Genomic DNA, 15,796 nt, shown 5'->3' with positions numbered 1-15,796 from the left:
TCGGAAGGAGTACTCATTAAAAGCTCATAATAATGATGAGCCCATTATTTCTAATAAATTGGAACCAATAACTCTGCGAAATTCTGGTCTTAAATTACCCGATATGATGAGATAGGATTTACCCTGTTCATCTCGATCAAACCAAATATTTAATACGTTTTTTTCAACTATTTTATCATCATGATACGCTTTAATTGGCATTTGACTAAACCCAAACAGCTTTGTTTCAGAGTTATTATTAAGGAAATGATTCAGGATGTTCACATTAACAAAAAAACTATTATTTTTCCGTGCCAAAAACACTCGCCCAAACATTACTAAAATTTCATAATTTAACTTATATTTATGAAAAATGCCTGTATATATTTTCGCGAAAAGTTTTATAAAAAAATTGCCAACTTTTTTATTTTTCCAGTTTTTTTGCATCAGAAAGGCAATTTTTATTATAGTGGGACATGATTGGTAATAATAATTTTCTATTCGTGAATTTTGGACTTGCTTTGCTAATTCGAGTAGAGTGACTGAGTGATTTAAGTCGATTTTAATAACATCATTTCGCACAAAAAGTCCTATCGCATGATCATAAGCCTCATGATCACGAATCGATTTTACAAAATTAATAATCGCTATTTTGTTTTTCTCATCGAGATAGGGTGCCAAAACATAACCCGTGGCTGCGATTAAAGTATCTCCAATACCAATTCGGTTTTTTTTGCAAAAGCTCTGTAGCCCCTGCAAGATATTATGGGGTATTTCAAAATAGGTAGTACACGATGAAGTTATGCTGTTTAAAATTTCATTCTGTGGAAAAGCCAGTGAGGGAATATCGGCTAAATAATGATCCCAGAAATCCATATATTTTAGTAAGTTTTTACTAAGCTCTCTTTGTTCTTGTTGAATGTAATCGTAAAAAACTAATTCAGTTCTTTTCTCGACAAACTCTGATTCGTTTTTATAGTCAACATATGCATTAGAAACCTCATTCATTAGGATTTCTGCGGATATTTCATCTGAGATAAAATGAGATATAGCTATTTGAATTTCACAAGAATTAGTTCCTAATCGAAATAATTTAAACAGAATCATAGGTAATTTTCTGTTCCATTTTCGATGTTCTAATTCAACTAGTGATTCATGTAGTTCGTGTTCTTGTTCTTCCAATTTTAAATCTCTAATATCCTGTTCAATTACTTCAAATTGAAGAATATTCTTTTGTGGACGTTGTAATGGCGAATATCTTGGGATTGTAGAGCATAGAACTGGATGATTTTTACACAGCAATTCAAAAATAATATCTAATTTCTTTTTATCCAAATTACCCGAGATTCGTTTTCTAATTACGATATTGGATAGATTCGATCTAGGGTAAAACAGTTTCATTAACCAGAATAAAAATTGCAATTCATTTAAGGGCATTTCCTTTAAAGATGGGAGGCGATCCTTTCCATTTTCATCTTCCAAAATATCGTCTGCTGCATCAATTACACCAGCGAGACGAGCAATTGTTTCGGAATGATATAAATCCTGTAAGTAAATTTTTTTATGGGCGACTTTCCTAATCTTTGTAATGAGCCTAGCCGCTGATAATGAATTGCCTCCTAAATCAAAAAAATTATCGTGGATGCTAATATCCTTTAAGTTTAAAGATTCTAACCAGATTTTTTTGAGTATGGTTTCAGTTTCGTTTCGTGGGGGTATAACTTGCTGAGGCTCCTTAGCTTCTGGTTTAGGTAATTTACTTTTATCTAATTTTCCACTCGCAGATAAGGGGAGCTCTTCCATAACCACAAAATGTGTTGGAACCATATAATTAGGTAATAGGTTTTTAAGATAATCACGCAAATCATACGTGTCTAATTTTCTAGGGTCTTTGGGAATACAATAGGCAACTAATTGTTTTTCTTCTAGTTCCCCGTGCTCGGCTCTTGCTAAAATAACAACATTTTGAATGCCAGGATAAGATGCCAAACACTTCTCAATTTCACCAATTTCAACTCGAAATCCTCTAATTTTAATTTGATCATCTATCCTTTCGACAAATTCAATATTACCGTCGTGTAAATAACAACATAAATCTCCGGTCTTGTACAACCTACCCGTGCCAAAAGGATTTTTAACAAATTTTTTCTCAGTTAATTGTTGTTTATTCAAGTAACCTTTAGCAATACCATCCCCCCCGATATATAGCTCTCCCAACGCCTCAACGGATACTGGTTGCATATTTTTATCTAATATATACAACTTGGTATTTAAAGCGGGTTTTCCAATTGGAATTCGATGCTTATACTGATCTATATTATGTTCATCAATGAGAATCCATGATGAGGCAACAGTGGCTTCAGTGGGACCATATTCACAAAATAGTTTATGAGTTGGAAATTTTTTTAACCAGTCATGGATATCTTTTGCTAACAAAGTCTCTCCACCAAAGACAATGTATTTTAAATCCAGCCTTTTTTCCTCGTTCAATACAATGCTGTTTAATTGTCTGAAACGACTTGGTGTGATTTTGATGATAGACACATGTGCATCTTGCAAATGCTTTAAATATAAATAGGGATCTCTTTTATCTGTTTCAGGACAAATGGCAATTTTAAGACCTTTTAACAAGGGGAATAACGTACATGCCACTGCAAAATCGAAAGAGATAGAAGATGAAAAATCAATGATGTCGTCCGATGAAACTGAAATAGCTTTACCAAACCAATGCACAAAATGATGAACATTACGATGAGTTATCATTACGCCTTTTGGGGTACCAGTTGATCCGGAAGTGTAGATTACATAAGCCAAATCTGTTGATTTATTTATGTGGGTTGGATTGTTGGTAGGGTACATGGCTCTCTTTGATTGGATTGCTTCCCAACAAATTACTTGAGATTTGGCCATATCATCAAATTGATCCGCTAGTTTTGAATGAGTAATTATAATTTTTGTATTTGAATCAGATAATATAGTTTTTTGGCGAAGAACAGGGTTATTAGGATCCAATGGAATATATGCTCCCCCCGATTTCAAAATTCCCAGGATGCCGATTAATAATTCAAAACCCGGATCCATGCATAGGGCGACTAAAGTATTTTGTTTAACTCCAATGTCTCTTAAATAATGAGCCAATTGATTGGCTTGATTGTTGAGATCTTCATAATTAAGGGTATTTGATTTATAGATTAACGCCACTTGCTTTACTACCTGCTCGATTTGTGTCTCGAACAATGCGGGGATGATTTTGTCATAAGTATATTTAGAGCGGGTTTGATTCCATTCTTTTAAGATTTTATGTTGCTCCTCTAAGCTCATATCCGTTGATGGTGAGGTCATACTTAAGCCTATAGTAATAAACTAATAAATTTATATAAAATTTTAGCACCTAAAAGCTACCTACTAGGGAAAACATTTATTAAAAAGTGGACACCTCGCTTTGGAAAACCCTTAATTATGTTAACTTAAAACAATCCGACCATGTTAAAAGAATTTTACTTTTGGGGTTAACATTAGGAGGCGAGTACTATGATTTTAGCACCATTAATCATGTTTGCTACGCTGGTTGAATCATTTATAATAAAATATTTATCACTCGGTACCCATCGATGACTGTCTATTTTTTGTTTGGTAAAACTGGCTCTGGAAAAAGTTATATAGGAAAAATGCTCGAAAAGCTCGACATCATTCATATCGATGGCGATAAACACATTACTCCCAGGATGCTGGACTGTCTCATTGAAGATGAACAAATGACTCCTGAGATGATTGATGAATACGTCTCTGTTTTAATTGAGGTCATCAAGACCCAAAAAGAAAAAGATCCGGCACGGAGTTTCGTTATCTCCCAAGCAATGTACCTCGACAAATATCGACTTAAATTATTACATGCTATACCTGAGCTTAAATTTGTAATGATTGATGTCGAACCAAAGGTTCGTGAACATTTCATCACCCAACGATTTCAAAATAAAGAAAGTAAAGTAAGCCCGAGGTATGCAAAAGAAATGGATAAGTTTTTTGAGACTCCTTCCCATGACATCATACGATTTGAGAATAATCTACAAACAGAAGACTTTTTTATGGAACAAATTCATGAAAAAATGCCAGCTCTTTTTAACTTAGAAAACGAAGTAACCCCTATGGATACTACGTCATATTGTCTAAACCCAGTGCTATAAGAATATTTGGACCATAAATATTTAACCCAACACACTAGGCGATAGAATTTCAAGTATTTAAGTTATATCTTTAGTTTTGGATATTGAGAAAAAACTGAATAAAACGATTGCTAAGCCCAGTTTTCATTTGCGGTAAAGGCGATGGTTAGCCAACGTTGTGGCGTGTCTTCCCCTATTGCCAAGGCGATTTCATTTCGAATTTCATCCAAGGTTTCAATATTAGAAATTGGATAATCTTTGGGTACTATTATATGTATCTCAATAAATTGTGCCCTTCCTATTTTCGCAACATAGCTGGTATAAGTTTTGAAATTACGTTGTCTGATAAGTTCGTCTAAAAATTCTCTTATTTTTTCGTCAAGATCCAAAGGCGCCATCCGAAAGATGTCCCGTGTGGCATCACGGACTGTAGCCATAGGCACAAAAATCAAACACGCCGTAAGAATCGCTAAAATAAGGGGGTCAATATAGGGGGTAAAATGTCGGTAGTCACCACCCTGCAACAAAGTTGCCAGACCAAATGCCAATAGGAGAGAGGAAGAAATTAATGCAGACATTAACCAACTTTGAATGTCTAATCGCAAGAATTCCGATTTAATTTTGCGGTTTTTTTTAATCAAATAAAAATACATGCCGGTTGATAAAAAAAATACCAAAAGAGCAAACACAAATGCACAATCAAAATCCAGCTCATGCCCACCCGACATTAAACTACCAATCGCATTTATCATCGCATAAGCACAAAGAAGTATAAGAATACTACCATTCAAAACAAGAACCATCGGTTCAATATGCCAGTATCCATATTGGAACCGCCGATTCCCCTTACTTGTTAAAAGACGAGCTACAAAAAAGGCGAGGGTTGATATAACGGTATCCACCATATTGAACATACCATCAAAGACGATGGCTAATGAGCCCGACAATAGCCCAAATAGAATTCCTGCCACGGATAAGAGAAAGGTAGCAGCTATTGAAATTTTAAGAGCTCTTCGTTCATGAAGTCCCTCTTGCTTTTTCATTTGAGTGATATCCTGATATTAATAATTGCTTTATTTACTGTATATTATTGCTTCAAGCTACTAATAAATCCATAGGCTGATGTGAGTGAATTGTTTCCTAGTAGCTGATTCTTTTCCCAATTGCTGCAGTCAAAACGTCGCAGGGTTAAGAAAAATCAGCTTATTTTACGCACATTCACTTTGCGTCCTTTTAATTTTCCACTTTGTAAATATTGGTACGCTTGATCTGCTTGGCTGTGGTGGATTGCAACATAGGAGTACATGGCGGTGATATTAATTTTGCCAATAGTGTTGCCTGGTAATCCTGCATCTTTGGTTAAAGCCCCCAATATGTCACCGGGGCGAATTTTATCTTTTTTACCGGAAGCAAGACAAAGTGTAACCATTTCTGGCGCTAAGTGAGTAGGAGGATGATTTTCTAATTCATTAATGTTTCCCCAATGAATTGGGTGTGGGTAGTTGTTTTCAATGGTGCAAACTCGTTGGGCATCTGCGGGTGTTGTAATATTTAAGGCAATACCTTTACTTCCGGCTCGTCCGGTTCGACCAATGCGATGGATATGGACATCGTGATCAAAAGCAAGATCAAAATTTATTACTGCAGCAAGTTCTTTGATATCAAGTCCACGTGCTGCAACATCAGTGGCGACAAGGATAGAGCAACTTTGGTTAGCAAAACGCAAGACAGCGAGATCCCGATCAGCTTGCTCCATGTCTCCATTTAATGCAATGGCACTAAAGCCTTCGTGGATAAGCTGGTCTGTTACTTCCATTGTTTGTTGCTTGGTATTACAGAAGATTAAAGAGGATTGGGGGCGATAATGCAACAACAATGATTTTAATAAGGGATACTTCTGAGCCTGTTTTGGGACTTCATAAAAATATTGTTCGATATCCATTTCTTCAGGAGGAGTTACTACATGAACCTCTTGCGGGTCCTTCATAAATTGTTTTGAAAGTTGTTTGATTTCTTCAGGATAAGTCGCAGAAAAAAGTAGAGTTTGTCGTTGTTCGGGACACACCGAAATGATGTTTTTAATGTCATCAAAAAAGCCCATATCCAGCATTCGGTCTGCCTCATCTAAAACTAAAGTTTGCACCTTAGATAAGTCTAAAGAGCCCATTCTTAAATGCTTAAGGACTCTCCCGGGAGTTCCTACAATGATATGAGCTCCATGTCGTAAAGAATCCAGCTGAGGCTTCATGGGTATACCACCAGATAAATTGATAATTTTGACATTAGGCATCAGACAGGCTAAACGTCGAATAGCTTGGCTTACTTGTTCGGCTAGTTCACGGGTAGGGCACAGAACTAAGCCTTGTACTGCAAAAAAAGAAATTTTTAAATTATTTAATAAAGACAAAGCAAAGGCCGCGGTCTTTCCACTCCCTGTTTTTGCTTGAGCAATAATATCTTCATTTCTAAGAATTATGGGGAGACTTTGCATTTGAATTGCGGTCATATATTCATAATTTGAAGAAGCAAGGCTTTGTATTAATTCTTCTCGAAGAGGGAGTTGAGCGAATGATGGGTTTTGGTCGGTGTGTTCTATTTGAATCATGAAGCTGTTCTCTCTTTTACTTAATTGCTATATGTATTGTTATTTGTTACGGTAATTGTTCCAATTGAATAAATGGTTCAGAATGGTTTGGTATATTTAGGTAATAATAATACATAGGATAAACTGTGTGATGCCAAAGCCTTTATTTTAAATTGTATAAATTATCGATGACGCCTTCCAGGGGGATGCTTCTCCTGGGCCATAGTGACTTTCAAGGGGCGGCCGTCAAGTATTTTACCATTCATATCTAAAGAGGATTGAGCTTCTTGCTGCGAGCTAAAGGTTATAAAACCAAATCCTTTGATGTGACCTGTAAAGCGATCTCTGATTAAAAGAAGCTCATTTACCTTACCATATTTAGAAAACGCTGCTTGTAATGACTCTTCAGTAATTCCAAAGGGTAAGTTGCCTACATAAATTTTGTTTTGTCTCACTGTCGTCTCCATAAAGTAACCACTTAAACCACAGTGAGATAGCGGTTAATAATATTAACTGCTTAAATTAAAGAGCTACTATATTTTGTGCTTGAAGACCTTTGGTTCCTTGAGTCACAATGAATTGTACTCGTTGACCTTCTGTGAGCGTTTTAAATCCAGAACTTAAAATTTCTTTAAAGTGCGCAAATACATCCGGGCCAGATTCTTGCTCGATAAAACCAAATCCTTTAGATTCGTTAAACCATTTAACGACTCCGTTTACTGTTTTAGACATAAGTATCCTTAAGTGTTTATGATAATGCCTGTATAGGCGAATTAGCCGGAAACCGGTCAAGAATTAAAAAACTACCGAACGAGGGATTAAATGAATAAAACGACGATTTGGAGAATATAAAATAGACATTTTCTAGCTGAGACTAGGTTACTACTCTTTAATATCAAAAGTCAAATCTTATTATACATGCGTTGTTCAAATCCCCTCGAAAACCCTTTTTAATGCTTTAATATAAAAAAGTTTGAACATTTATCTTCTTGTTTTTCTCTAATTTTGGACGTCTCTGCACTTCCATATAAAGATAGGTAGATAAAGAAAAACATCAATCCCATGAAAAGTAGATAAAGAAATTATTCATCAACATATATGGGATTTTTTTGAGCGTTTTCTTTTACTGTATTTATAAAAAATTGCCGACCCTCTCTATCAGAGAAACTATTAATTCCAATTAATTTTTGCGTGCATGAAGGGCATAGATGATAATAAAGTAACCTCCCGTTCTTAGCGCGAGATTTACCCATTAAAGAAAAATTATTTTTAATTTCTAAACAATAATGACATGTTTGGCAGCTCATAGATTTTCCTTTATAAGTAGCTAATAGCTCTTAATGACTATGAGAAAAAGTAAAGAAATTACGAATAAAAAAGGAATTTCCCTAGATAGGCAATAAGAAGATAATAGAAGATATGATCAACATAATACCAATCAATAATAACATTTTTTTGACCAATAAACCAGATTACTACTTTTCCATGGGAGCTGGGGGAGAGAACAGGACTATTCAAACCTCTATTAGATCGCAGTGATGGGGATGCGATTAAACTTCACCATGTTTTCAGATCATTAATGCTCGAACTTATTAATCGGGATAACCAATGCACTCCCTCATCATATTGACTCTTACTATGGATAACAAGGTAAATTGGGGTGGGTTCAAGGTTGAACGGCAAAGGTTGTATACTCAAACCGAATTGCTTTGAAAAAATATTAATTAAAAAACTTGGCGCTGTGGATATAACGGTATCCGAATTTGCAACGGCAAAAATAGCAGGCAAAATGTTTTTTACAAAGAGTTTATCATTGCGGCTCAATTTTCTTTTGAGTAAATATTCCGCTGAATGGCTGTATCTTTCCTGATTAAAACTAAATGCAATATGTTTACTGGTCAGATAACTTTTTAAAGATAAGGGCTTATTAATAAGTGGATTATTTGTACTCGCAAAACAAATAATTTCTTCTTCATATAATTTTTCAATCGTAAGTTGCGATGATAGAGCATTTTGATCAATCGCACCAATAGCTATATCCACCCCCTCATCGATGAATAGAAGAGGATCATCTGCCATGGACTCGATCGTGGTTTCAATGACGATGTGAGGCAGCTTTTCTAGCGCTGAAATCAAAGAAGGTAACAAAATTAATTCAACATAATCAGGTAAAGCAATTTTAAATGATCTCTTGGATTGAAGAGGGTCAAATTTTTCACTAGGTAATAAGATATTTTTTAAACCAGACATTACCTGTTCTAATTGGTCTTGTAATTCTTTCGCTTTGGGGGAAAGAAAGTATTCACCTTTACCAGGAATTAATAGTGGATCTTTAAAGAATTCTCTGAGTTGCTTTAAAGAAGAACTCATTGCAGGTTGACTTATGCACACTTTAGAAGCAGCCGCGCTCACGCTTTTTTCACTTAATAATGCATCTAAATGCAATATTAAATTTAAGTTAATTCGTTTAAAAGGCATCACGATATTTACCTCTCGGCAATGGTTTTTTTCTAATACAAGTATAAGAAATTAAATGCATCTTCCGAATACGAATTCCACAGCTATCAAAGTCATTATAGACACAAAATTGTTGAAACGGAGCAAATATTGCACCCGCAAAAGGACAATTGTTTGTTAAGGGTGATATAAGTGAGGAATAACTTCTGAATTAACTGGTGGTAAACAGTTTAGTCTAGAGTTCAATAAAACTTTATAAAACGAGCCTAAAGCCTCCCGCCTGGTTTTAAAAATTTAAAAAAACTCTTTTTCCTATTGTTAAATTATTCTCTCTGTGTAATAATTCACCAATATGTTCGCAAATAATGTTTTTACATGACTATTTTACCCTCCCAAGCTTTAAATACAGCTTCTAACAACTTAGGAATAAGTATCGTTCCTGAGCTAGTTATTAGTAAGAAGCTACAAGGTGAAGCTCAAAATAGGAAAATGTATGAGCTGAACATTGATTACAGCATTACTCTTTCTTCTCTCGGAAGATACTTATTTCAATTTCCACCTTCTGATGTTATTGACATCGTTAGAATTGCTACCACTCCTCCCGATCCCCAAACGTTCAAGTCTTTTCTCTAGTCTGAGATTAGCTCAGTCTCAACTGGAATCTGTTGGGAGTCACGTACATACCTAAGACCGCAAAGCTAATGAGCTTTAAAGGGGTCTTTGTATCTGCAAAGTCAAATTTTCATATAGCGTGTACGTTCTCTCTCATCTGGAAGATAAAAATAACCACTGTATCCAAATCGTAGCAATAAGATTTAAACATACAGTAAGTTAGGTTGATAAATGAAAATGCAACGTAGTGTAAAAGGCGAACGATACCTTTATATGGGTCTTAATATCTTTTTAATATTTGATTAATAGTTCTTGTTTGTTACAAATTAACCAATCTTTTAACAAATTTAACTGACTATTAGCGGGATTCATATGAAAGATAAAGAACAGAGAAATAAATTATTAAAGAAATGTATTGAAATTAAAGATTCAATTAATCAACAAATTCCTTTGGCAGCGAATCGATATGCAGAGTTTGAACAGATTGAACGCACCAAACTACAAGCCTATGAGCAGGCCCGAAGGGCAAATACCCCAGAAGCCGAACAATTGGAATCATGCATATACGAAATGGAATATCTTGAAGAACATGATGAGAAGTATGAAGCGTTTGAAATTTACGTAAAGCAAAAGCAAACCGAATACTATATTTTTGATTTCATCAATGAGTGCTTCAAGGAATTTTGTCTGGATGAGAAGGTACAATCGCCCAGCAATCTAAACGAAAATCAAAAGCAATGCTTCAAGCAAATGATTCTTAAGCAATCTTCGATTTTGTGCGAGAAAATAGCAAGAGCACAAAAACTGTTGGGAAAAGAACGTAGCGATATTAATGTCAATGAAATGGAAGACTATCTTGAAGAACATGCCGATCATTTCATTCACATTTTAGAGCAGGGAGAGGAATTAACGATTGCTGATGAAGCATTAGCTTATCGTTTTAAAAAAAGCCTTGAATTAGTGGAGCATCGAGATGCTTTACAAAAAGAGTTTAGACGAGAAAATGCTCTGCTTTTTCAATGGGGAGGGGATAGAAAAGTTACAGAAACAATCCGAAAATGCAGTGTATTTGCAACCGCTGAGTATTTTGATAAGCCTGAAATCAATACAGGTTTCTGTGATGAACATACCTCCATTGCTTTAAAAAGACTATATGATGAATATCTAATTGATAGTGATACTCGCGTAGAGAAAATTAATATTGGTTATCTTGATAATGACGGTAACCCAGCAGATGGCCACACCTTTTTGGTCATTGACCGTAATCCTGATAGTCCTCTCAATGACATCAGCAAATGGGATGGTATTCTTTTAGATCCATGGAATGGGATAGCTTGTTTGACTGAAGATTACAATTCCTTACCCTATTTTTATATTTCTTACCCAAAAGGAGCAACCTGGGAATCCATTTGTTTTACGGATGCTGATTATGATCTACGTAGTGGGATTCGAGATGCGAACAAATTCTACCGGATGACAGGAAACGGGGACCCAGAAAAACGTAGACTGCTGCTTATGGAAGAGCATCAGTTACATTCATTAGATGAAGCAGGACTCGAAGAAACCAAGGCTTTTCTTTATAAAATGGTTGATCAAGTACGGCCTGATAACTTTAAGGAACCCCTTGAAATTTTTATAACATCAACAGGCAATAAATTAGTCAATTCCCTGGCCGGGTTCTCTAAACCCGCAATTACCATTCACAGCGATTTTCTTAAGCAAATGCAAGAGGGTGTTTATACGGTTGAAGAATTAGAATTCGCATTAGCTAATGAGTTACTTTACATGAAACATGAGGGTGTTGGAATTTATCATGAAATTTCAGCCAATGAGCAATTTAAACTTGATAAATTAACCATTGAACAATGTCACAATACAGCCGCAGGTATTAGTTACTTAAGAAAAAGCATAATCTTTCAAGAGCAACATCAATGGGACGTAAGCCATGTGAATCCACCTTATTTGATTCGTAATTATTTTAATGGTGCATTGGCGGATTATCATCAACGAATAAAAAATTTGTTAACCTGGTTAGCTATCAAAGAAAATGAACGTGATGAAAAACAAAATACGTTTTTACCAATTCCCATTTTAGAAGAGGTTGCTCCGATTAACCGGGAAATTTTTTTTAAAAAAGAATGTGATGCATGTGACAATACTGTAGCAAAACTCAAATTTTTAGAATCCAAACTACCAGAACTTGCAATTGAATTACTCCCGTATGAAGTAACCTTTAGTATGGGAATCAAGGTTAGGGATTTCTGTCAATTATTGTATGCAATGGATATTAATTTGCAGGATCCGGAAGTGGCAAAAGCAACGGAAGATTTGATTGCGCGAGCTTTTGAGTTGCGAGTTCCAGCCTTTGAGCGTATTTATTTAGCTCTTGTTCATCAACATTTCACGAGTCAAAATTATTTAGATGATAAAGTTAGGGTACCTCCACTGGGACTTTTTAAGATCATAAATAATCTAATTGACGTGTTTGTGAAAGCAAAAAGTTTTGAGGAAGCGAAAGAGGCGGCACAGACATTAAAACAGTTACAAGATAAATACATCGGTCATTTTAATCTCTCGCATGGTCGAGCAAGAGCTCATACCTATCAATTTGAGAAATTGCATGGGCGTATGCCTGCAGGAAACGAAAGATTTTTCGGTTCAATTATCGGCGAGCACATCGATTGGAACACTTTCAAACCGCAGGATAATAGTACTGAGGTGCCTTGGTCGAGTCATCTTGAATGGGTACAAAAAGATGAAAGTTTTACCATTGCTGAGACATTGTGGCGTTTGGGGGTGACTACCGATCAAAACTTATGGCTTTTATTTCCTGAAAAAAAACTATTGTCTTTCATCCTAAATTATCGCGAATATCACCCAATCACTAAATTGCCTCATCAATTTTCCGCCTATGGTAGTAGTGATTATTATGAAGCCATATTAAGATTTCTATCTGAAAATATGATTCAAAAGTTTAATATCAACTTCGATATGTTTTTTATTGAGGACTCTTTTGAAAATAAATTTAAGCAGTATTATGATTTGAATTGGCCTGTGTTAATCAAACCCTCCGAATATGAAAACCGTAATATTGACAACCTGGCCGTTCAATTTTTGCTTTCTGAGTTTGCCAATATCGCTATAAATGGAACGCCAGAAGAAAAGGCCGTCGTTAAAAGCTTTTTCCTGGGACGAGCGGATAATCGGGATTTGCAGCACTTGCAGGAGGTTTCTAACGAACTTAAATCCGTTTTACATGCTAATACTCCCTATGTGAATTTCTTTATTCATCAACAGTTTCAAGACAAAAAATTTGATTTATTTACCACAGAAGAGCAACTTAAATTACTTGATACCATTACCATGTATTTGTTTGAAGTTCCCCCACAGGCGTTTATTCAAATTTTTCGCTTACCTTTTGAATCACTTAGTTTTGATTGTTTAGAGCAGTTACTCATTTTAACTAAAGATCAAGAATGGATGCGGTTCCATAATTTGGAAATCAATTTTTTTAAGGAACATATCAAACAACATGGAAATTATGAGGTATTAACTAAAGAGGCTATAACCTTAGTAAAACTTTCCATTCAATATGTCCGCAATCCTGTTGACCGTATGGAGCTATTTAAATCATTCCAATGGACTTTACCTCAAGATGTTAAGGGAACAAATCATTTAACACCTAATGATTTAATTCTTCTCTATCGCTTGTTTGATTCACAACTGATATTTCCTTCTACCGAAGTGCAAGAGCATTTTGCTCACCTGGTTATCGAACGGATAAAAGGGATTTCAGAGCTCGATGAGCGTATTCAGGCCTTGGAAGAGCTTCTCTTTGTAGAGAATTCAATAAGTCTCCCGATTAGCTATATTTCTATGCGTAATGAAGCCATTGAACTGCTAGTCAAAGATCTAACAGATAAATATGGACGTGATGACCAATCCCAGGATTATAGAGAAAAGATGATTGCAGTGATTGATCGTCTCTATAAAAACAGTTCCAAACGAGATGTCACTTTATTGCTTTCCCGATTGGCCAATGCTATCGAGTCTCAGTGGGAAGTGACGGAACATTTAGGTATTTTGTTAGAGCCTGATAAATATTTACCGACACATCAAGAGTCGAAAATCGATTTTTCTATTAGTAATCTTGCCGCAGCATCTCGGAAACTTAGTGAAGATAAGAACGACGTAAAGGAATTTTTGGATTTTATTTCCTCTCCTATCAGTTATCAAACAACAGAGAAGTTTTCCAGCTATTTGCTCAGACATAACAAAATAAACAACCTGGCAAAACTATTAGGCTATGGTGATGATCTGGCAGAAATGGAAAAGGAAAAGCCAGGAACTGTCGCCTTAATGTTAAGAACTTTTTATGCACAGTTTTGGGATGTAAGCCTGGAGGAACGAGCAGTTATTGTGGATCACTTGCTTATTCCTGCCAATAAGGTAAAAACCGCTGATGAGATGGAGGATGCCTACGAAGAAGCCTTTTCCTATGTTGTTCAAAAATTATTTCCTCATGCCGAAACAGATAGAGAGGAGAATTTTGCTTGTGCTTTGCTAAAGACTTATCTGGACACCGCCGATAAATACATACGCAGCCATTTGTTAGCTGGGATGTTAGTAGCCACCAATCAGTCGAATGAAATGGGGCAATCACCTAGTGCGGGTAAAAAATTAGCCATGTTATGTGAACACATGGGTCCTGCCTATGTCAAACTGGCTCAGGCAGTTCATAGTCATCCGAATACGCCGGAACATATTCGTCGGGATCTGGATCACCTGAAGGGAAGAGCGAACCCACCTCATCGTTGGCAATTATGGCGACTCTTGCGCGAAGTAGTTTCTCGTGAGGATCGTAAAATGATTAAACGTGTCGGAGCTCTTTTAGGCTCGGCTTCTTATAACCTAGCTCTAGAAGCAGAGTTAGAAGATGGACAAGATGTGGTGCTATTGATGTTGCGTGAAAATGCAGCAAAAAATGCGCAAGAGGGTTTCATGCATTTGCAAAAGACCATTGAATCTTGCTCCCACGTTGATATGAATCCCATTCGGGAGAGCATTTTATCGATTATCAGTGAAGCCAAAGAACTTTCGAAAATTGAAATGAACAGGAAGTTAAGTGAGCAGCAAAACCAGATTGCAGCTAACTTATACGCTCGTTCCATTACAGTGAAGGTTGATGAAAAAACCCATACTTTTACTATGAATCCCGCTCATTTGATTAAAAGTGGGGAAGGTTATCGATTCATTGAACGTATTTATGGAACGGAATTTAATGAGCTTCCTAATCAAACCCCGGAAGACAATGAAATTCGTCGCGCCATTGCTAAAGCAATCATCACGGTGGAGCTCATTAACATTCTTCAGGGGGGGTGTTTTGATTCTGATCGCCATGGTAATCAATTGCGTCATCAGAACCATCAGCTGGGATTATATGATTTTGGTGAAATGTCCTTACAACCGCCCAATGCGGTGGAGTTAAAGCAATTAGCCAATGTCCTCTCCGATATTCCCCAAGCGGCTATAAAAAACAAACTGTTTCATACCAGCTTCGACCTGCTGTTAACAAAGCATATACAAAAAGCGATTAAATCGGGTGAGCCGACCAGCTATTTAATGCGAGTACGTAAAGGACTTTTGGCATTACGAGATTTCCAAAAAGAATTATCGACTGAAGAACTAATCGATGTGTTAAAACAGGTTAATGCCAGTGAAGCCATCCATCAAAAATTCAAATCTCAGGTGGCAAATAATATTCGTATGGCGGAATACATGGAAGATATTAGCCAGAGTTATCAACATTTTGTTAGCAAGGTGGGATTTTTCAAGAGAAAGGTTGACTCATTACTCAAAGGTTGTACCTCCTATGAAGCGTCATCTCAGAATGGATCCTTATCGGACAAGGATAACCCAACATTTTTTGCTAATGGCAATTAAAAATAGAAATTAATACCTTGAGGTGGGATGCAAAAATTCTACCTCAGTAATTCAATTT

The 15,796-nt window shown here is 36.1% G+C and carries 9 protein-coding genes; 2 read left to right on the top strand and 7 right to left on the bottom strand.

Features of this window, described 5'->3' with window-relative positions:
• Positions 1–24 precede the first annotated feature (24 nt).
• Positions 25–3,321 (bottom strand): amino acid adenylation domain-containing protein, encoded by a 3,297-nt coding sequence (locus tag ACWTE2_RS20800; RefSeq protein WP_454784167.1) that lies wholly within the window; start codon positions 3,319–3,321, stop codon positions 25–27.
• Between the two features lie 269 nt (positions 3,322–3,590).
• Between ACWTE2_RS20800 and ACWTE2_RS20795 the strand changes: the two genes are divergently transcribed.
• Positions 3,591–4,163, top strand: coding sequence for a hypothetical protein (locus tag ACWTE2_RS20795; protein ID WP_454784166.1), 573 nt, complete (start codon positions 3,591–3,593; stop codon positions 4,161–4,163).
• 110 nt (positions 4,164–4,273) lie between these two features.
• Here ACWTE2_RS20795 and ACWTE2_RS20790 read toward each other — a convergent pair whose 3' ends face one another.
• The 6 genes from ACWTE2_RS20790 to lelA all read right to left on the bottom strand — a co-directional run bounded on the left by ACWTE2_RS20790 (position 4,274) and on the right by lelA (position 9,210).
• Positions 4,274–5,185, bottom strand: coding sequence for a cation diffusion facilitator family transporter (locus ACWTE2_RS20790; protein ID WP_454784165.1), 912 nt, complete (start codon positions 5,183–5,185; stop codon positions 4,274–4,276).
• A 155-nt stretch (positions 5,186–5,340) separates the two neighbouring features.
• Positions 5,341–6,747, bottom strand: a complete 1,407-nt coding sequence (dbpA, locus tag ACWTE2_RS20785; RefSeq protein WP_454784164.1) for an ATP-dependent RNA helicase DbpA — start codon at positions 6,745–6,747, stop codon at positions 5,341–5,343.
• A gap of 161 nt (positions 6,748–6,908) precedes the next feature.
• On the bottom strand, positions 6,909–7,181 hold the full coding sequence (locus ACWTE2_RS20780) for an RNA recognition motif domain-containing protein (RefSeq protein ID WP_454784163.1): 273 nt from the start codon (positions 7,179–7,181) through the stop codon (positions 6,909–6,911).
• Positions 7,182–7,248: 67 nt separating this feature from the next.
• Positions 7,249–7,458 (bottom strand): cold-shock protein, encoded by a 210-nt coding sequence (locus ACWTE2_RS20775; protein ID WP_182391124.1) that lies wholly within the window; start codon positions 7,456–7,458, stop codon positions 7,249–7,251.
• A 350-nt stretch (positions 7,459–7,808) separates the two neighbouring features.
• A complete protein-coding gene (locus tag ACWTE2_RS20770; RefSeq protein WP_454784162.1) occupies positions 7,809–8,033 on the bottom strand; it encodes a hypothetical protein in 225 nt (74 codons plus the stop codon).
• A 250-nt stretch (positions 8,034–8,283) separates the two neighbouring features.
• On the bottom strand, positions 8,284–9,210 hold the full coding sequence (gene lelA, locus ACWTE2_RS20765) for a LysR family transcriptional regulator LelA (protein WP_454784439.1): 927 nt from the start codon (positions 9,208–9,210) through the stop codon (positions 8,284–8,286).
• Between the two features lie 957 nt (positions 9,211–10,167).
• Between lelA and ACWTE2_RS20760 the strand changes: the two genes are divergently transcribed.
• Positions 10,168–15,738 (top strand): AarF/UbiB family protein, encoded by a 5,571-nt coding sequence (locus ACWTE2_RS20760; protein WP_454784161.1) that lies wholly within the window; start codon positions 10,168–10,170, stop codon positions 15,736–15,738.
• The last annotated feature ends 58 nt before the right edge of the window (positions 15,739–15,796 follow it).

The sequence above is a fragment of the Legionella nigrisilvae genome, from assembly GCF_977063395.2.
The sequence above is the reverse complement of the archived record's forward strand: the minus strand, read 5'-3'. Positions and strand labels throughout refer to the sequence as shown.